General features: G+C 66.0%; 14 protein-coding genes. 3 read left to right on the top strand and 11 right to left on the bottom strand.

Going from position 1 to position 19,536, the window contains the following annotated elements:
* The first annotated feature begins 154 nt into the window (after positions 1-154).
* Both IVB23_RS07720 and IVB23_RS07715 read left to right on the top strand, forming a co-directional pair.
* Positions 155-1,609, top strand: coding sequence for an ATP-binding protein (locus IVB23_RS07720; protein WP_061883331.1), 1,455 nt, complete (start codon positions 155-157; stop codon positions 1,607-1,609).
* Positions 1,606-4,593, top strand: a complete 2,988-nt coding sequence (locus IVB23_RS07715; protein ID WP_247803133.1) for a bifunctional [glutamine synthetase] adenylyltransferase/[glutamine synthetase]-adenylyl-L-tyrosine phosphorylase — start codon at positions 1,606-1,608, stop codon at positions 4,591-4,593. Before IVB23_RS07720 ends, IVB23_RS07715 begins: the two co-directional genes overlap by 4 nt.
* Here IVB23_RS07715 and IVB23_RS07710 read toward each other — a convergent pair.
* From IVB23_RS07710 to IVB23_RS07690, 5 genes are read right to left on the bottom strand one after another with little or no spacing between them, the layout of a single operon-like run.
* Complete coding sequence (locus tag IVB23_RS07710; protein ID WP_247803132.1) at positions 4,550-4,783, bottom strand: formate dehydrogenase subunit delta; 234 nt, start codon at positions 4,781-4,783, stop codon at positions 4,550-4,552. The two genes, IVB23_RS07715 and IVB23_RS07710, sit on opposite strands and share 44 nt — an antisense overlap.
* Complete coding sequence (gene fdhD, locus IVB23_RS07705) at positions 4,773-5,600, bottom strand: formate dehydrogenase accessory sulfurtransferase FdhD (protein ID WP_247803131.1); 828 nt, start codon at positions 5,598-5,600, stop codon at positions 4,773-4,775. The genes IVB23_RS07710 and fdhD overlap by 11 nt, the downstream gene beginning before the upstream one ends.
* A 4-nt stretch (positions 5,601-5,604) precedes the next feature.
* Positions 5,605-8,478, bottom strand: a complete 2,874-nt coding sequence (fdhF, locus tag IVB23_RS07700; protein ID WP_247803130.1) for a formate dehydrogenase subunit alpha — start codon at positions 8,476-8,478, stop codon at positions 5,605-5,607.
* A 10-nt stretch (positions 8,479-8,488) separates the two neighbouring features.
* A complete protein-coding gene (locus tag IVB23_RS07695) occupies positions 8,489-10,045 on the bottom strand; it encodes an NADH-quinone oxidoreductase subunit NuoF (protein ID WP_197965199.1) in 1,557 nt (518 codons plus the stop codon).
* Positions 10,042-10,515, bottom strand: coding sequence for a formate dehydrogenase subunit gamma (locus IVB23_RS07690; RefSeq protein WP_247803129.1), 474 nt, complete (start codon positions 10,513-10,515; stop codon positions 10,042-10,044). The genes IVB23_RS07695 and IVB23_RS07690 overlap by 4 nt, the downstream gene beginning before the upstream one ends.
* A 224-nt stretch (positions 10,516-10,739) precedes the next feature.
* Between IVB23_RS07690 and IVB23_RS07685 the strand changes: the two genes are divergently transcribed.
* The gene (locus tag IVB23_RS07685) at positions 10,740-11,633 is read left to right on the top strand and encodes a LysR family transcriptional regulator (protein ID WP_028181570.1); all 894 of its coding nucleotides are present in this window, start codon (positions 10,740-10,742) and stop codon (positions 11,631-11,633) included.
* 170 nt (positions 11,634-11,803) lie between these two features.
* Here IVB23_RS07685 and IVB23_RS07680 read toward each other — a convergent pair whose 3' ends face one another.
* The 6 genes from IVB23_RS07680 to IVB23_RS07655 form a co-directional block, all read right to left on the bottom strand.
* Positions 11,804-14,134 (bottom strand): PAS domain-containing sensor histidine kinase, encoded by a 2,331-nt coding sequence (locus IVB23_RS07680; protein ID WP_247803128.1) that lies wholly within the window; start codon positions 14,132-14,134, stop codon positions 11,804-11,806.
* Positions 14,135-14,360: 226 nt separating this feature from the next.
* Positions 14,361-15,734 carry a cation-efflux pump gene (locus IVB23_RS07675; RefSeq protein WP_061883322.1) on the bottom strand — a complete coding sequence of 458 codons (1,374 nt, stop codon included), beginning with the start codon at positions 15,732-15,734 and terminating at the stop codon, positions 14,361-14,363.
* 221 nt (positions 15,735-15,955) lie between these two features.
* Positions 15,956-16,924 carry a zinc-binding dehydrogenase gene (locus IVB23_RS07670; RefSeq protein ID WP_247803127.1) on the bottom strand — a complete coding sequence of 323 codons (969 nt, stop codon included), beginning with the start codon at positions 16,922-16,924 and terminating at the stop codon, positions 15,956-15,958.
* A gap of 25 nt (positions 16,925-16,949) precedes the next feature.
* A complete protein-coding gene (locus tag IVB23_RS07665) occupies positions 16,950-17,945 on the bottom strand; it encodes a nitronate monooxygenase family protein (protein WP_197965194.1) in 996 nt (331 codons plus the stop codon).
* 342 nt (positions 17,946-18,287) lie between these two features.
* Positions 18,288-18,938 carry a hypothetical protein gene (locus IVB23_RS07660; RefSeq protein WP_247803126.1) on the bottom strand — a complete coding sequence of 217 codons (651 nt, stop codon included), beginning with the start codon at positions 18,936-18,938 and terminating at the stop codon, positions 18,288-18,290.
* A 55-nt stretch (positions 18,939-18,993) separates the two neighbouring features.
* Positions 18,994-19,197 (bottom strand): hypothetical protein, encoded by a 204-nt coding sequence (locus tag IVB23_RS07655; RefSeq protein WP_035718272.1) that lies wholly within the window; start codon positions 19,195-19,197, stop codon positions 18,994-18,996.
* Between the last annotated feature and the right edge of the window lie 339 nt (positions 19,198-19,536).

Below are 19,536 nucleotides of genomic sequence, written 5' to 3'. Positions count from 1 at the left end.
ACCATTTTTTTACCTTGGCCGGCTGGCGTTTTAGCGATTTCAGGCGAAGACAGACGGTAGCTTATAGGCCTAAGGTACTGTAGATAAAACAGAATATGAAGAGTGACGATGCTCGGTGATAGCAGACGCGGCGCTGAAATTGGATACATGATCCGTGACGGCATTCGGTAAACTCGTCCGCACCACGGCGTTCCGGTTGACGCTGGTCTATCTGCTGCTGTTCGCGATGTTCGCGGCCTCGCTGCTGGCCTATTTCGCTTGGAACACGCGGCGTCTGATCACCGAGGAGATCACCCAGACCGTCAACTCCGAGACCTCGGAGATGAACGAGATCTATGATCGCGGCGGCATGTTTCGCCTGGTGCGCACGATCGAGTATCGGGCGCTGCGGCCGGGCGCCAACCTCTATCTCGTGACCACGCCGACGGGCCAGGCGATCGCCGGCAATGTCGGCTCGCTGGCGCCGGGCGTGATGGCGACGCGCGGCTGGTCGGAGACGGCCTACCGGCGGATCGAGGATACGGATGATCGCGACCATCGCGCGCTGGTGCGGGTCACCGAATTGGAAAACGGCTTCCGCCTGCTGATCGGCCGCGACCTCGCCGAGCGGCGGCGCCTGTTCGGTATCGTCGCCAAGGCGGCGCAATGGTCGGTCCTCATCGTGGTCGTGCTTGGCCTCGCCGGCGGCATTTTCGTCGCGCGGAGGGTGCTGAGGCGCATCGACGCCATGACCGGCACGGCGCAGCGGATCATGACCGGAGATCTCAGCGAGCGCCTGCCCGTGGGGCGCAGCGGCGACGAGATCGATCGCCTCGCCGAGAACCTCAACGCCATGCTCGAGCGGATCGAGGCGCTGATGGCGGGCCTGAAGGAGGTTTCCGACAACATCGCTCACGACCTCAAGACGCCGTTGACGCGGCTGCGCAATCGCGCCGAGGAGGCGCTGGCGAGATCAGGCTGCGAGGCCGATTACCGCGCCGCGCTGGAGCGGACCATCGAGGAATCCGACGGGCTGATTCGTACTTTCAACGCGCTTCTGATGATCGCGCGTGCCGAGTCCGGACAGGCGCGCGGCAACATGGATGATTTCGACGCCGCCGATGTCGCCAATGGCATCCACGAGCTCTACGAGCCCCTGGCGGAGGACGACGGCATGACCTTGAAGGTGAAGGCCGATCCGACGCCGGTTCATGCCAACCGCGAGTTGATCAGCCAGGCGCTCGCCAATCTGGTCGAGAATGCGATCAAATACGGCAAGCCCGCTTCGCAGCCCGCGGGAACCGTGGTGAGCATGGATAGCCGGCAGATCACGATCGAGGCCCGGCGTGAGGGTGATCAGGTGCTGCTCAGCGTCACCGATCGCGGCCCCGGTATCCCCGAAAGCGACCGCAAGCATGTCGTCGAGCGATTCGTTCGCCTGGAGGCGAGCCGCACGCTGCCGGGCTCCGGCCTCGGCCTCAGCCTCGCATCGGCTGTTGCCACGCTGCATGGCGGAGAATTGCGGCTGGGCGATGCCCATCCCGGTCTTGTTGCCACGCTGGTGCTGCCGGCGCGCGCGGGCGACAGGGTTGCTCCGCCAATGCCGGATGTGCCACAGAAGGTGGCATGAACCACTCCGCGCCGGGAAACGCGGACAAGCATGGTGAGAGGCTGGCCGCGCGCTTCGCGGAGGCTCCCCATATTGCCGCTTCCACAACCGACGAACGACGTTTGGAAAGCTGGCTGGCCGAGCTTGAGCCGGCCCAATCGGCGCGTCTGAAAGTGCTCCTGGGCCACCCCTTCGCCCGCGACATCCTGGCCGGGATCGCGGAATTCTCGCCCTATCTGTTCGATCTGGTGCGCGCCGATGCCCCGCGCCTGATCCGGCTGCTCGAATGCGATCCGGACCCGCATCTCGCTGCACTGATCGCTGAGGCAAGGGGCGCGGTGCTCGCGGCACCTGACGAGGCCGAGGTGATGCGGCTGCTTCGCCGGATGAAGGCGGAGGCCGCGCTGCTGATCGCGCTGTGCGACATTGGCGGTGTCTGGCCGGTGATGCGGGTGACGGCGGCGCTCACCGATGTTGCCGTGTCCTCCGTGCAGGCGGCGCTGCAATATCTGCTGCGGCAGGAAGCCGCACGCGGCAAGCTCTCGCCGCCCAATCCGGAGGCACCCGAAGAGGGCTGCGGGCTGATCGTGCTCGCGATGGGCAAGATGGGCGCGGGCGAGCTGAACTATTCCAGCGACATCGATCTGATCGTGTTCTTCGATCCCGATGCGACAACGCTGGCGGCGGACATTGAGCCGCAGCCGTTCTTCGTCCGTGTCACACAGGGGATGGCGCGCATCCTCCAGCAGCGCACCTATGACGGTTACGTCTTCCGCGTCGATCTGCGCCTGCGGCCCGATCCGTCCTCGACACAGGTGGCGATCTCGCGGGACGCCGCGCTGCATTACTACGAGCGGGAAGGCCGCACCTGGGAGCGCGCTGCGATGATCAAGGCGCGGGCCTGCGCCGGCGATCCCAGGGCGGGTGAAGCGCTTCTGGCAGAGATCGCGCCCTTCGTCTGGCGCAAGCATCTCGACTTCGCCGCGCTCGCCGACGTCCACGACATGAAGCGGCAGATGCAAACCTATCGTGGCCAGAGCGAGATCGCGGTCGAGGGACATAACGTCAAGGTCGGGCGCGGCGGCATCCGCGAGATCGAGTTTTTCGCCCAGACTCAGCAGCTGATTGCGGGCGGCCGCCATCCGGAATTGCGGGTGCGGCCGACGCTGAGGGCGCTCGATGTACTCGCCTCCAGCAAGTGGATCACCTCTGCGGCGCGCGACGAGCTGACGACGGCCTATGAATTCCTGCGGCGGGTCGAGCATCGCCTCCAGATGATCGCCGACGAGCAGACCCATACGCTGCCTGAGGACAGGCAAGCGGTCGAGCGCTTCGCGTGGTTCTTCGGCTATCAGGATCGCGAAGCCTTTGCGCGCGACCTGTTGCACCAGCTCCAGATCGTCCAGGGTCACTACGAAAAACTGTTCGAGGGCGACGACCCGATCGGGACGGCCAGGCTGCCGGCGCTCGACTATAGTGCAGGTCCCGACGATCCGCGCCTGCTCCAGCACCTGGCGACGCTGGGCTTCAAGAAGCCGGCCGCCGTCGCACAGACCGTGCGCGACTGGATCACCGGCGACTACCGCGTATTCCGCAATGAGGCGACGCGAAGCGCCTTCGTCGAATTCGTGCCGGCCCTGATCGACGGTCTCGCCCATGCCGAGGAGCCGGATCGCGCCGTCGTGGCGTTCGATCATTTCCTCGGCGCGCTGCAGCGCGGCGGCCGGCTGATCACGCTGCTCGGCCAGAACCGCGATCTCGTCGCGCTGGTGGCGCTGGTGCTCGGGGCGGCGCCGCGGCTCGGCGAGATGCTGGCGCGGCAGCCGCAGCTCATGGATGGTCTGATCGATCCGCGCTTCTTCGGCGCCATGCCCGACAGGCAGGAATTGTCGGGCCGGCTCGCGACCACCGTGCGAGACGCGGACTCCTACGAGGAATTTCTCGATCGCCTGCGCCTGTTCGGCCAGGAGAGCCTGTTCCTGATCGGTACGCGCATCCTTTCCGGCACGGTTTCGGCGCAGCAGGCGAGCACCGCCTTTGCCGACGTCGCCGAAGGAATCGTGCACACCGTGCATGGTCTCGTCGCCGATCGCTTTGCCGCCCAGCACGGCCGGATCAAGGGGCAGCAGACCGCGATCATCGCGATGGGCCGGCTCGGCAGCCGCGAGATGACGGCCTCGTCCGATCTCGACCTGATCCTGCTCTACGATTTCGACAGCGACAATCCGGACTCCGATGGACCGAAATCGCTTCACGGCGCGCATTATTTCGCGCGCTTCACCCAGCGCCTGATCAGCGCCTTCACGACGCGCACCAATTACGGCGTGCTCTATGAGATCGACATGCGGCTGCGGCCGTCGGGGCGCGCCGGCCCGGTGGCCTCGAGTCTCGTTTCATTCGCGGACTACCAGGCCACCGAGGCCTGGACCTGGGAGCACATGGCGTTGACGCGCGCCCGCGTGGTGTCGGCGTCGCCCGAGTTCCGGGAACGGATCGAGCGTGTCATCCGCGATGTCCTGACCCGCCGCCGCGATCCCGCAATCACGGCCAACGACGTCGCCGACATGCGGCGCGCGATCGCGCAGGAAAAGGGCGAGGCCGATTGCTGGGATATCAAGCATGCGGCCGGCGGCATGGTCGACATCGACTTCATCGCGCAATATCTCCAGCTCGTGCATGCCCACGAGAAGCCGGACATTCTCGACGTCAGCACCATGCAGGTGCTGGAAAATGCATGCAGGCTCGGTATGCTCTCACAGTCGGAGACCGAGATTCTGCGTGCCGCAGCGCGGCTTTATCACGACCTGACGCAGATCCTGCGGCTTTGCGTAAGCGAGCGCTTCAAGCCAGAGACCGCCGGCACCGACCTCCTGCGCGTGATGGCGCGCGCGGGCGATGCGCCGGACTTCTCGTCGCTGGAGGCGCGGGTGAAGGAGACCCAGATCGAGGTGCGGCGCGTGTTCAGGGCGCTGCTGGAAGGGACGTCGCCTGCTTCAGCGAGGTGATTGCCTCGCGCACATCAGGCTCGAGGCCGGCGCCGCCGGCATCGAGATGGGCGAAGATCGCGCGCTTCATGCGGGGATCCCAGAACTTCTTGATGTGCTCGGCAATCCCCGGCACGGCCTTTTCATGGCCCTGGCTCCGGAAGAATCTGCCGATCTGGTTGGCCATGTAGATCAGGCGGTCAGGCGACATCGGCAACCTCCGTGGCATGGCGCGCGACGATCCGGCTGCCATGCGAGAATATTTCGAACCCGTCCTGCCGCGCGATCGCGATCAGCGTGATGCCGGCGGCTTCCGCCGTGCGTACCGCGAGGGCGGTCGGCGCCGACACGGCGACCATCACCGGCGCACCGATCGCGGCCGTCTTCTGCACCATCTCCACCGAGACCCGGCTCGTCAGCAGCACCATGCCGCCGCGTGCATCCGCGCGGCTGCGCGCCAGGGCGCCGGCGAGCTTGTCGAGCGCGTTGTGACGGCCGACATCCTCGCGCAGCGCGACGATGCCGCCTGCAGGGGACCAGAACGCGGCGGCGTGAACGGCGCGGGTTTGCATGTTGATCGATTGCAGGGGCGCGATCGCCTGCATCGCCGCCATAATCTTCTCCGGCGTGAAGGTCTGCCCCTGCGCCACCACGGCCGCCGGCCGCACCGCCTCGGCAATGGATTCGATGCCGCAGATGCCGCAGCCCGTGGGTCCCGCGACGTGGCGACGGCGCTCGTTGATGCGGGCTGCACCCTCCGATGCCAGCCACATCCGCAGCTCGATGCCGTCGTCGAGACGGACCACGTCGAGAGAGCGAATGTCGTCGACCGACCCGACGATGCCTTCGTTCACGCTGAAGCCGACCGCAAAATCCTCGAGGTTCTGCGGTGTCCCCATCATGACGGCATAGGTGCCGCCATTATAGGTCAGCGCCAGCGGCGTCTCCTCCGGGATCAGCCGTGTCCCCTCTGACGCGATGCCATCGCGCCAGATCTCGCGGTCGGTGGCCTGGACCGGAACGTGCATGCGGCTACTCCGCGGCCTCGGCCGGCGCGATGCGGCGGGAATGCCGCGCCTGCGCGTCATAGGCCTTCTGCCAGTCGGACGGGCCGTTCGAGGGCGAGACCTGCACCGCGGTGACCTTGTATTCGGGGCAATTGGTCGCCCAGTCCGAATAGTCGGTCGTGATGACGTTGGCCTGCGTGTCCGGGTGGTGGAAGGTGGTGTAGACGACGCCGGGCGCGACGCGGTCGGTGATCTCCGCGCGCAACGTGGTCTCGCCGGCGCGGCTCTTCAGCCGTACCCAGTCGCCGTCGCGCACGCCGCGCTGCTCGGCATCGTGCGGATGGATCTCGAGGCGGTCCTCGGAATGCCAGACCACGTTCTCGGTGCGCCTTGTCTGCGCGCCGACATTGTACTGGCTGAGGATGCGGCCCGTGGTGAGCAGCAGGGGATAGCGCGGGCCGGTGCGCTCGTCGGTCGCGACATATTCGGTGACGACGAACTTGCCCTTGCCGCGGACGAAGCCGTCGATGTGCATCACCGGCGTGCCCTCGGGCGCCTTGTCGTTGCAGGGCCACTGCACCGAGCCGAGCTCATCTAACTTGGCGTAGGAGACGCCGGCGAAGGTCGGGGTCAGCGCCGCGATCTCGTCCATGATCTCGGACGGATGGCTGTACTTCATCTCGAAGCCCATGGCCTTGGCGAGGCCGATGGTGACCTCCCAGTCCGCCATGCCGTTCTTCGGCGTCATCACCTTGCGCACGCGCTGGATGCGGCGCTCGGCGTTGGTGAAGGTGCCGTCCTTCTCGAGGAAGCTCGAGCCGGGCAGGAAGACGTGGGCGTAGTTCGCGGTCTCGTTCAGGAAGAGGTCGTGGACGATGACGCACTCCATCGCCGACAGCGCCGCGACCACGTGGCTGGTGTTGGGATCGGACTGGAGGATGTCCTCGCCCTGCACGTAGATGCCCATGAAGGTGCCTTCGACCGCGGCATCGAACATGTTGGGAATGCGCAGGCCCGGCTCGGGGTTGAGCTTGACGTTCCAGAGCGCCTCGAACTGGTCGCGGACCGCGTCGCCCGAGATGTGGCGGTAGCCGGGCAGCTCGTGCGGGAACGAGCCCATGTCGCAGGAGCCTTGAACGTTGTTTTGGCCGCGCAGCGGGTTCACGCCGACGCCGGGACGGCCGATATTACCCGTTGCCATCGCGAGATTGGCGATCGCGATCACGGTGGTCGAGCCCTGGCTGTGCTCGGTGACGCCGAGGCCGTAATAGATCGCGCCGTTGCCGCCGGTCGCGTAGGTGCGGGCTGCCTCGCGCAGGTCGTTCGGATCGACGCCGGTGAGGATGGCGGTGGCTTCCGGGCTGTTCTGCGGTTGGGCGACGAAGGCGGCCCATTCCTCGAACTCGCTCCAGTCGCAGCGCTCGCGCACGAAGGCTTCGTTGACGAGCCCTTCGGTGACGATGACGTGTGCCAGCGCCGTCATGACCGCGACGTTGGTGCCGGGCATCAGGGGCAAATGCAGCGCCTTCACATGCGGCGAGTCCACCATTTCGGTGCGGCGCGGATCGATCACGATCAGCTTGGCGCCCTGGCGCAGCCGCTTCTTCAGGCGCGAGGCGAACACCGGGTGGGCGGACGCCGGGTTGGCGCCGATGATGACGACGACGTCGGTGTGCTCGACGGAATCGAAGTCCTGGGTGCCGGCGGAAGTGCCGAAGGTGGTGGCCAGACCATATCCGGTCGGCGAGTGGCAGACGCGGGCGCAGGTGTCGACATTGTTGTTGCCGAAGCCGGCGCGGATCAGCTTCTGCACCAGATAGGTCTCTTCATTGGTGCAGCGGGACGAGGTGATGCCGCCGATGGCGTCGCGGCCGTATTTCTTCTGGATGCCGCGCATCCTGGCGGCGGCGAACGAGAACGCCTCGTCCCAGGACACTTCCCGCCAGGGATCCTCGATCCGCTCGCGGATCATGGGTTTAAGAATGCGCTCCTTGTGGTTGGTGTAGCCCCAGGCGAAGCGGCCCTTGACGCAGGAATGGCCACGATTGGCCTTGCCGTCCTTGTACGGCACCATGCGCACCACTTCCTCGCCGCGCATCTCGGCCTTGAAGGCGCAGCCGACGCCGCAATAGGCGCAGGTGGTGACGACGGAGTGCTCGGGCTGGCCGATCTCGATCACGGACTTTTCCGTCAGCGTCGCGGTCGGGCAGGCCTGCACGCAGGCGCCGCAGGAGACGCATTCGGAGCCGAGGAAGCTTTCGCTCATGCCGGGCGAGACGCGGCTGTCGAAGCCGCGGCCGGAGATGGTCAGCGCGAAAGTGCCCTGCACCTCCTCGCAGGCGCGGACGCAGCGCGAGCAGACGATGCACTTGGAGGGATCGTAGGTGAAGTACGGGTTGGATTCGTCCTTCGGCATCCAGTGGTCGTTGCTGCAGCCGTCAGTCTTGGCGAAAACGTGGTTCTCGCCCTCGTAGCCGTAGCGCACGTCGCGCAGGCCGACGGCGCCGGCCATGTCCTGCAGCTCGCAATCGCCATTGGCGCCGCAGGTGAGGCAGTCGAGCGGATGGTCGGAGATAAAGAGCTCCATCACACCCTTGCGCAGCCGCTTCAGCCGCTCGGTCTGGGTGTGTACGACGAGCCCGGGCATCACAGGCGTGGTGCAGGAGGCCGGCGTGCCGGCGCGGCCCTCGACCTCGACGAGACAGAGGCGGCAGGAACCGAACGCGTCGACCATGTCGGTTGCGCAGAGCTTTGGGATCTGGTGGCCTGCATCCATCGCGGCGCGCATGATGGAGGTGCCCTCGGGCACCGTAACCTCCTTGCCGTCGATGGTCAGCGTCACCATCGTTTCCGATTTGGAAGCCGGCGTGCCGAAGTCGATGTCTTCGATCAGAGACATTGTCGTTCTCCTATTCCGCGGCCTGAAGCGTCGTCGGGACGGGTGCGAAATCCTCCCGGAAGTGCTCCAATGCGCTGAGCACGGGGTAGGGCGTGAAGCCGCCGAGCGCGCAGAGCGAGCCGAATTTCATGGTGTTGCAGAGGTCCTCGACGAGCGCGAGATTCTCGCTCACACGCTCGCCCTTGATGATCTTCTCGATGGTCTCGACCCCGCGGGTCGAGCCGATCCGGCACGGCGTGCACTTGCCGCAGGATTCGATGGCGCAGAACTCCATGGCGAAGCGCGCCTGCCTACGCATATCGACGCTGTCGTCGAACACGACGATGCCGCCATGGCCGATCAGGCCGTCGCGCGCGGCGAAGGCCTCGTAATCGAACGGCGTGTCGAACAGCGCGCGGGGGAAGTAGGCCCCCAAGGGACCGCCGACCTGAACGGCGCGGACCGGACGTCCCGTGAACGTGCCGCCGCCGATGTCGTCGACGAGCTCTCCGAGCGTTACGCCGAAGGCCGTCTCGAACAGTCCGCCGTAGCGGATGTTGCCGGCGAGCTGGATCGGCATCGTGCCGCGGGAGCGGCCCATGCCGAAATCGGCATACGCCTTGGCGCCTTCGGCGAGAATGAAGGGGATGGCCGCGAACGACAGCACGTTGTTGATGACGGTCGGCTTGCCGAACAGGCCGTGATGGGCCGGCAGCGGCGGCTTGGCGCGCACGATGCCGCGGCGGCCCTCGAGGCTTTCCAGCAGCGAGGTCTCCTCGCCGCAGACGTAAGCGCCGGCGCCGACGCGCACTTCGAGATCGAAGCTGTAAGCCGAGCCGCCGATCTTGTCGCCGAGATAACCGCCGCGCTTTGCAGCCTGGATCGCGGCATTCATTGCCTCGACCGCGTGCGGATATTCACTGCGGATGTAGATGTAGCCCTTGGTCGCGCCGACGGTGAGGCCGGCGATGGTCATGCCCTCGATCACCAGGAAGGGATCGCCTTCCATGATCATGCGGTCGGCGAAAGTGCCGCTGTCGCCCTCGTCGGCGTTGCAGACGATGAACTTGCGCTCGGCCTTCGCCTGCGCAACCGTCTTCCACTTGATCCCGGTCGGGAAGCCTGCGCCGCCGCGGCCGCGCAAGCCCGACGCGGTGACCTCGCTGAGGATTGCATCCGAGCCAAGCGAGAGAGCGCGCTCCAGGCCCTTGTAGCCGCCATGGGCGCGGTAATCGTCGAGCGAGCGCGGGTCGATCACGCCGCAGCGGGCGAAGGTGAGGCGGGTCTGGCGCTTCAGCCAGGGGATCTCGTCGGTCGCGCCCAGCCGCAGCAGATGCGGCGTATTGTTGGCGAGCGCATCGAGCAGGGAGGGCACGTCGGTCTCGGTAACGGGACCGAAGGCGATCCGGCCCTGGGGCGTCGCCACCTCGACCAGCGGCTCCAGCCAGTAGAGGCCGCGCGAGCCGGTCCTGACGATCTCCACTGCAACGCCGAGCTTGGCGGCGGCCTGCTCCAGCGCAAGGGCAACCTCGTCGGCGCCGACGGAAACCGCACCGGCATCGCGCGAGACGTAGAGGCGGATGCTCATCGCTGCGCCTCCGCAATCAGCGCATCGAGGCGCTTCTGATCGAGCCGGCCGATGAGGCGGCCATCGAGCATCGCGGACGGCGCAGTCGCGCACAGGCCAAGGCAGTAGATCGGCTCCAGCGTGACGCGATCGTCAGCCGTGGTGTTGCCGAGCGAGACGCCGAGCCTTGCCTCGGCGCGCGCAGCCAGCGCATCGCCGCCCGCAGCCTGACAGGCTTCCGCACGACACAGCTTCAGCACATGGCGGCCGGCCGGCTTGTGGCGGAAATCATGGTAGAACGTGAAGACGCCATGGACTTCGGCGCGCGACAGATTGAGTGCCTTCGCCACCATGGGAATTGCCGCCTGCGGCACATGGCCGAACGCCTCCTGAAGTGCGTGCAGGATGACGAGCGTCGCGCCTTCCTGCCCGGCATGTTCGGCGATGATCTCGGCGCCGCGCGTCTCGTCCCAATCATAAACCGCTGTCATTCTTCATTCTCAACCAGAGCGTTTCCTGCTGCCAAACTATTTGGAATCATTCGAAGATCAATAAAGCTGTCCCGTGCTGCGATTGCGAATTCCGATCGATTGGCAAGTGCGATCACTCGATTTCAAATCGCAATGAAGACCGTTCCCGCAGGCGGTTTTTGCGTGTTGCGGAGGGGTGGGCGTGCTAGCTTGCATGCCACCACAGAATTCGAAGGGATAACCGGTTGATCGACAAGCTTGAACTGCTGCTGGCGCTGGCGAAGGAGCGGCATTTCGGACGCGCGGCGGAAGCCTGTGGCGTGACGCAACCGACGATGTCGACCGGGCTGAAGCAGCTCGAGGAGATTCTCGGCGTGATGCTGGTCCAGCGCGGGTCTCGCTTCCAGGGATTTACCCCGGAAGGCGAGCGAGCGCTCGACTGGGCGCGGCGGATCGTGGGTGATGCCCGCGCGATGCGCGACGAGATCAACGGGCTGAAGCATCAGCTCTCCGGCGAGATCCGCATCGCCGCGATCCCGACCGTGCTCGGCATGGTCGCCTCGCTGACGACGCCGTTTCGCGCCAAGCATCCCGAGGTGCGCTTCCGCATCCAGTCCACCACCTCGTCCGAGGTGCTGGGGCTGCTCGAAAATCTCGAGGTCGATGCGGGGCTCACCTACATCGAGAACGAGCCGATCGGCAAGGTGCGCACCATTCCGCTCTACAACGAGAGCTATCGCCTGCTGACCGCGCCGGATGCGATGTTCGGCGACCGCGAGACGGTGACCTGGAAGGAGGTCGGCCAGGTGCCGCTGTGCCTGCTGACGCCCGACATGCAGAACCGCCGCATCATCGACCGCGCATTGCGCTCGGTCGGCGCGGAGGCGACGCCGACGCTGACCTCGAACTCGCTGCTGGTGCTGTTCACGCATGTGAAGACGGGGCGTTGGGCGAGCGTGATGCCGGCCAAGCTCGCCGAGACGCTCGGCCTGTCCGATACGGTGCGCTCGATCCCGATCGTCGACCCCGAGGTCAATTACAGCATCGGCATGGTGATCCCGCAGCGCGACCCGATGACGCCGCTGATCGCTGCGCTGGTCAATGTGGCGCGGGAAGTGGCGCCGACGCTGCAGTTGTAGATCGAGCAAGCGCCTCGTCCTTCGAGACGCCCGCTTCGCGGGCTCCTCAGGATGGGGCTCCGTTGTATCGGTGTTCGCTGAAGCTGCTGCCGCACACGCAGACCTCGTCCTGAGGGCCCGCCGCAGGCGGGCGTCTCGAAGGATGGCCTCAGGCGAACGTCCGCCGTGCGCTAAGCCGCGGCCGATATCCCGGACGCCGCCTTGATCGCGTCGCGCGGCAGGGTCACGCGGACGACGGTACCGACATCGATCTTCGAACGCAGCCGCATCGAGCCGCCGTGGAGCTGCGCCAGCGAGCGGGCGATCGCGAGGCCAAGGCCCGAGCCGTGATAGGTCTTGGTGAGCTGGCTCTCGACCTGCTCGAACGGGCGGCCGAGCCGCGCCAGCGAATGTGGCGCGATCCCGATGCCGGTATCGGCGATCATCAGCACGATCCTGTCCTCGAGCTGCCGGCTGCGCACCACGATGCGCCCGCCCTCGGGCGTGAACTTCACGGCGTTGGAGAGCAGGTTGACGATGATCTGCTTGGTCGCGCGGCGGTCGGCGACGACGGAGATGGGTTTTGCGATGTCGGCGTCGAGCATCAGGCGCTTGTCCTGCGCGCGGCCGGTGACGACCCGCAGGGATTCTGCCAGCGTCCGCGACAGGTCGAGCTCTTCCATGTCGAGCTTCATGCGACCGGCTTCGATCTTGGACATGTCGAGGATGTCGTTGATGACCTCGAGCAGATAGTGGCCGCTGGTCAGGATGTCCTGGCAGTATTCCTGGTATCTCTCGCTTCCGAGCTCGCCGAACATGCCCGAGCCCATGATCTCGGAGAAGCCGATGATGGCATTGAGCGGCGTGCGCAGCTCGTGGCTCATATTGGCCAGGAATTTCGACTTGGTCTGGTTGGCTTCCTCGGCGCGGGTCTTCTCGCGCTGGTACTTCTCGGCGAGGTCGGCGAGCTCGATCGCCTGGCGCTCCAGCGCGGCCTGCGAGCGCTTCAGGTCGATGACGGTGGCACGCAGGCGCAGGTCGTTGTCGACCAGCTTCTGCTCGTGCTCCTTGATGCGGGTGATGTCGGTGCCGACCGAGACGTAGCCGCCGTCCTTGGTGCGGCGTTCGCTGATGTGCAGCCAGCTGCCGTCGTCGAGCTGCGCCTCAAAGGTGCGCGCCCCCGGGCCTTGGGCGGCGGTCTCGTTGTGGCGGGTGCGCACCTCCGGCATGCGGCCGACCTCGAGCACGGTCTCGTAGGAGGTGCCGGGAATGACGGCCGTATCGGGCAGCCTGTGCAGGCGCTGGAAGTGCGAGTTGCAGAGCACGAGGCGATCGCTCGCATCCCACAGCACGAAGGCCTCCGGAATGGTCTCGATCGCGTCGCGCAGGCGGAGGTCGGCTTCCACGGTCCTTTCCGCGAGGCTCTTCTGTTCGGTGATGTCGACGGCGATCCCGATCAGGTGCACGCTGTCATCGGTCGCCCCGCGCGTCTTCTCGCAGCGCACGCGGAGCCAGATCCAGTGGCCGTCGACATGCTGCATGCGGAAGGTCTGGTCGATGTGGTCGATCTCGCCGGAGATGAGCTGGTCGGCGATCGCGAACAGGTCGATGTCGTCGGACTTCACCAGCGCGTTGACCTCGCCGAAGGTGAGGAGCTCGTGGCGGCCGTCGAGGCCGAGCATCGAGAACATCGACTGCGACCAGAAGATCCGGCCGCGCGACAGATCCCAGTCCCACAGCCCGCAGCGGCCGCGGTTGAGCGCGGTGTCGATGCGGCCGCGCACGGCGTCGTTGATGATGTCGCCCTCGCGGGCGCGGGTCGACTGCCAGTGGAAGGCGAAGCCGAGGATCAGGACGACGAAGCCGGTGGTCGCCGACAGCGTGACCGAGAGCGCGGCGTCCGAGCCCCAGATCGGCTCGTTGCGCTCCTGGATCACGGTGACGAAGCCCGGCAGCGACTTGATCTGCCGCGAGGTCGCCATCGCTGCGTTGCCGCTCGGCAGCGTCAAGTCGGAGACGTTGCCGTCGCGTGGCGGCGCCACCATCAATTGCGCGGCCGTGATCGCGTCGAGCAGGCGGTCGTTGCCGACGGAGTCGTTGTCTGCAGGGATGCGGGCGAGGATACGGCGGTCGACGCCGGCCGAGGTGACGATGACATGGCGGCCCGAGGCCGTGCCCCAGGACGGGATCAGATCCGGCAACAGCGCCTGCAGGCTCTCGATGTTCTTCAGCCGTTCCTGCCGCACCGTGGTGAGGCGGTCGATGCGCTCGGCGAGCAGGTCGGCGAGGGCCGAAATGTCGTGGCTGATCACCAGCCGCTTCTGGCGCGTCTGGTCGACCACCTGCACGAACGCGCCGAGGCAGATCGTGATCAGGAATGCGATGATGAGTGTCGGCACGGCGCGGCGCAGCGCCGGCTCCGCGATCAGGAGCCGATGATAGGCAGGTTTCGCGATCGATTGCGCCAATCCCTTGATCGAATCGGATTGGACGCATGCGTTCGCGGCGTCTGCACGCGACATGCCTTCGGCCCCCTGAAAACCTGCTTGCAACTGAAGCTCGGAAGCAGCCCCACGTCGCTTCCGAATCACACTGATTTGAATCCAGTTTTCGCGGGCTGTCGAGAGTCAACGAATCGTTAACGCGAAATTATTCTTATCCAACATGCAGTTTGTGCATCGGGTGGCGGCAAACTCGCGTGCGCGAGGAGTCCGAAACGAGAACGTGTGACTCCCGCTGCGTTCTGCGTCACGCACGCGGCGGTTCGGCGTGACTGATCACGCGCTTCACGCTCGGGAACGCACGCCGCAACGCGCGCTCGATCGCGTCGACATGCTCGTGCACCTTGATCACGCTCATCGACGGTGCCGCGCGGCAGTGGAAATTGACGATCTCGCCGGCGTCGGTGTTGCGGACACGCACATTATGGATGTCGTGGATCTCGCCTTCGCCGGCGAATTCGGCCAGCGCGGCGGCGATGGTCTGCACCCGTTCCGGTGCGGCATCGACGCCGAACGGCAGTTCCGGTTCCAATGGCTCGATGTGAACGTCGACCTCGACGTCCTCGCCGAACTCCTCCTGGATGTTGCGCTCCAGCGTGTTGGCGACGTCATGGGCGGCCTCGAGCTGCATGTCGGCATCGACCTCGAGGTCGATGCCGACGATCAGCTTGGCGCCGAGATCGTGCACCGTGACGTGGTGGACGGCGAGGGCGGAATTGCGCGCGATCACCATGATGCGGTCGCGCACGGTCTCGTTGTCGCGCGCGACGGGCACGGCGGCGAAGGTAAGGTCGGCATCGCCGAAAGCCTTGGCGACGGCGGCCTGCGCGTTGCGCTTGATGTCCTCGACCCGGTCGATCGGATAGGTCCGCGGCACCTTCGCGATGGTATCGATGAACGTGGTCGCTCCGACCATGCGCACGCGCAGCCGGTCGACGTCGATCACGCCCGGTACGCCGCGGATCGCGGCGGTGGCCTTCTCCTGCGCGCCTTCCGGGGCGCGGTCGACCAGCGTCTGCACGGTGGAGCCGGCCATGCGCAACCCGAGCAGGGCGATCATCACGGCAACCGCTGCGGCCGCCGCCGCGTCGCCCCACCAGAAGCCGAGGCCGGCGAGGATCAGGCCCACGATCACGGCGAACGAGCCCATCACGTCGGAGGCGAAATGCAGCGCATCCGCCGCCAGCGCCTGGCTCCTGGTCTCGCGCGCCGCGCGCTGCAGGGCGCGGGCGCGCCAGAGATTGACGGCAATGTCGAGCACCAGCACGACGAACGGCACGGCCGAAATGGTCGGCGGCGGGGTTCCCTCGCTCAGCCGGCTATAGGCCTCGACCAGGATGCCGCCGGCAAGCACGTAGAGCAGGGCGGTGACGCCGAGCGCGGAGACGCTTTCCAGCTTGCCGTGGCCGTAGTGGTGTTCGTCGTCCGCGGGCTTGTCGGACACCCGCACCACCGCCCAGGTGATGATGGTCGCGACCAGGTCGATCGAGGAATGCAGGGCCTCGGAGATCAGCGCCAGCGAGCCGATCGCGATCCCGACCGCGAACTTGGCCACCGCCATGCCGCCACTGGCGAAGATCGAGATCGCGGCGACCGAGGTCTTGTTGTGCTGGGAGGTCATGGCGGGGGATTTAGCAGGGCGTGGGTGAACATCAAGCGACGATCCACAGCCGTAGTCGCGAGTGACTTGCAGGAGCGTATCCCCCGACGCCGTCATGCCCGGGCTTGTCCCGGGCATCCACGTTCTTCTGCGTAAGGGGTAAAGACGTGGATGGCCGGGTCAAGCCCGGCCATGACGAGAGGAGAGAGCGTCGCTCCGCTCTTGTCTCACTGCCACAACCCTCACAGCGTCACCACGATCTTCCCCAGATGCCTGTTCGCCTCCATGTGCTCGAACGCCTGATCGATATCGTCGAACGCGAACACCTTGTCGATTGGCAGCTGCAGCTTGCGTGATTCCACCGCGCCCCAGACGTCCTTGCGGACCTCCTCGAAGATCTCGCGGACCTCCTCGATGGTGCGGGTGCGGAAGGTTACCCCGACATAGTCGATGCGGCGGGCCGCATGCAGGTCGAAGTTGAAGTCGGCGTGGGTGCCGCCGAGCCGGCCGACATTGACGATGCGGCCCTTGATCTTCGTCGCGGCGAGGTTCTGGCTCGCGACCTTGCCCGAGACCTGGTCGACGATGAGATCGACGCCTTCCCCGTTCGTCGCCTTCAGCACCTCGTCGACCCATTGGGGATCGGAGCTATCGACGGCGAGATCGGCGCCGTATTCGTTCAGCCGGCCGCGGCGAGTGGCGTCGGTCGACGAGCCGATCACGAGCTTTGCGCCCTTGAGCCTGGCGATCTGCATCGCCATCAGGCCGACTCCGGAGCTCGCGCCCTGGATCAGCACGCTCTGGCCTGGCTGCACACCGCCGACGGTGACGACGGCGTTGTGCATGGTCGTGAGCGCGACGGGGAGAGTGGCGGCCTCCTCGAAATTCATGTTCGAGGGGGCGTGGAATAGCCGGCCGTGATCGGCCAAAGTATATTCGGCAAAGGCCGCGCCGCCCGAGCCCATGATGCGGTCGCCGACCTTGACGCCTTTGGCATTCGGCCCAAGCTCGGCGACTTCGCCGGCCCATTCCATGCCGAGCACGGTGCCGACGCCGCCGGCCGCCCCATGGGCGTGCCCCTTGCGCATGATGGTGTCGGCCCGGTTCAGCGCACAAGCGCGGACGCGGACCAGCACCTGCGTGCCCTTGGGCTTTGGTTGAGCGACATCGGAAATCGTAGCGCCACCAGGGCCGTAGACGTAAGCCTTCATGAATTGCTCTCGCTTCTTGCGGTGATTATTCCGCGGCTTCACGTTGCGGATGAACGATCATTTCCTCCAGCCTGCCGCGGATGATCGCTTCCGCCTCGCGCACGATGCGGGAGACCAGTTCGGCGCAGCTCGGGATGTCCTGGATCAGGCCCTGCACCTGGCCGGCCGACCAGATGCCTTCGTCGGAATCGCCGGTGGCATAGACCATCTTGCCGCGGGCGCCGGCGACGAGCTCGCGGATGTCCTCGAACTTCGCGCCCTCCTTCTCCATGGCGACGACCTTGCTCGAGATCGCGTTCTTCGCCACACGCGAGGTGTTGCGCATGGTGCGGAAGATCAGCTCGGTCTCGCGCTCGTCATTGGCGACGATCTTCTCCTTGATGAGCTGGTGGATCGGGCTTTCCTTGGTGGCCATGAAGCGCGTGCCCATGTTGATGCCGTCGGCACCCAGGGCCAGCGCCGCGACGAGGCCGCGGGCATCGGCAAAGCCGCCCGAGGCGATCATCGGGATCCTGATCTTGTTGGCGGCGGCCGGGATCAGGATCAGGCCGGGGGTGTCGTCCTCGCCGGGGTGGCCGGCGCATTCGAAGCCGTCGATCGAGATGGCATCGACGCCCATGCGCTCGGCCGAGAGCGCGTGGCGCACGCTGGTGCATTTGTGCACGACCTTGACGCCGTGCTTTTTGAACTCGTCGACATGCTCCTGGGGCTTGTTGCCGGCGGTCTCGACCACCTTGATGCCGCTCTCGATGATGGCGGCGCGGTACTCGGCATAGGGCGGCGGCTTGATCGCGGGCAGGATGGTGAGGTTGACGCCGAACGGCTTGTCGGTGAGGTCGCGGCAGCGCGCGATCTCCCTGGTCAGGTCCTCCGGCGTTGGCTGGGTCAGCGCGGTGATGAAGCCGAGCGCGCCGGCATTGGCGACCGCGGCGACCAGCTCGGCGCGGCCGACCCACTGCATGCCGCCCTGGACGATCGGGTGCTCGACGCCGACGAGTTTGGTGAACCGTGTCTGCAACATGATGTGTTTCCCCCTGCCGGCATGGCGCGCTGTTATCGGTTGATGGCCGGAGGATGCCGCCCGGGGTGGCAAAAGTCTATGAGCGGGGGTGTGCGGTAGGGGCGGGACGTCATGCGGGCGGCGGGGCGATTCCGTGAGGCGGATAATTCGGATGGCCTCGTGTCCCGAACGCGCTGCAACGCCCATAGCGCGTCGAAGACGCGCGTGAACTCGCTTGTGGCGTTGCGGAGCAGAGCCGGGACCCACATTCCGCGAATGCTTTGAGAGATGGGCCCCGGCTCTGCAGCGCATCGTCGAAGGGACGCTGCGCTGCGTCCGGGGCACGGATAACTGAGGCTTCGGCTACTCCGCCGACAGCCGCACCATCTGACGGCCGCCGTTCATTTCCTTGAGGTGGTTGACGAAGTTTTCCGGGCGTTGCCAGCGGTTGGGGACCTCGAGGCCCATGAACTCGGCGATGTCGCCGATGAAGCCGGTGCAGTTCATGGTCTCGGCATTCCACACCGGTGAGTTCGCCTGCAATTTCTTGATGTAGGCGAACACGCGCTTGGCGTCCGCTTCGTTCAGGTAGACGCGATAGCTTGCGGTCAGATATTCCGGATCGAGATCGCCGTAGCTCGCGCCGGTCTCGGACGGCACAAAGGTGATGTGACCGAGCACGTAAGCGAGCGTGTCGCCGGCCGGCGTGAGCCCTGCGACCTCCACGGCGCGCTCGCTGGTCTTGCCGTACCAGACGAAGGCATGGCCCCAGCTCGCGGCGGTACGCGCGCGGAAGTCGACGTAGTAGGGGCCTTTCTCCGTGCGCGCGACGGAGCGCCGCGTCGATTGCGGCTGAGGTCGCGAGGCGGTGTCGGCCGTGGCAAGCGCGTTCGCGTCGGCAACGCCCTTGTTTGCCTGGTGGGCCGAGGCCGAGGGCGTCGTGCACGAGAGCATGGCCGCAAGAGCGAAGCCCGCGAGGATGCAGGATCCGGATCGATCAGCTTTGTTCGTCACGCGATATCCCTCGACTGTCGGCTGCTACGCAGATCTGCGCGTATTCCGCTGCGCGTCAGTAGCGCGCTGCGACCGGGCCGGGCGCCTTGCCGATCGGGGCTTTTCCAACCGGGCTCTTTCCAATCGGCATCTTGCCAATCGGCGCCTGTTCGGCCGGATAGGCCGGCACGGGCTGCCGGCGCGGCAAATCCGCAGCGTTCGCAGCCGTCGCCAGAGCAAGCGTAGCACCGAGAGCAAATACAATCTTCTTCACAGTCATATACCCCTGAAGGTTTGGTCCAAACACGGCACTGCCGTGCCCCCAGACACGCCTCACAAAAGGGCGGCCGAATGCGTCCAAGTTGCGGCAGGCACGCGACATGTTGGCGGCATATGTCGAGCGCGCGCAGATGTGATGTGTCCGAATGCTTCGGCGCGCCTCGGGCTATCGTTTCCCTCGGAGGTTCGAGCGTATCCTGTCGGCGAACCACACCACGAAAATCACGGCGAACGAGAGAGCGAAGTAAAGGGCTGTCCACAAAAGCGCATTGGCGGCATTCGTCATGGCGTCCTCCCTTGCATCGGAGGAAAGGATACCGGTGGCCGCGACGGCCGATTT

Origin of the sequence: Bradyrhizobium sp. 191 (assembly GCF_023100985.1) — a bacterium.
Classification (GTDB): Bacteria; Pseudomonadota; Alphaproteobacteria; order Rhizobiales; family Xanthobacteraceae; genus Bradyrhizobium; species Bradyrhizobium diversitatis.
This window is presented reverse-complemented; position numbering and strand designations above follow the sequence as displayed.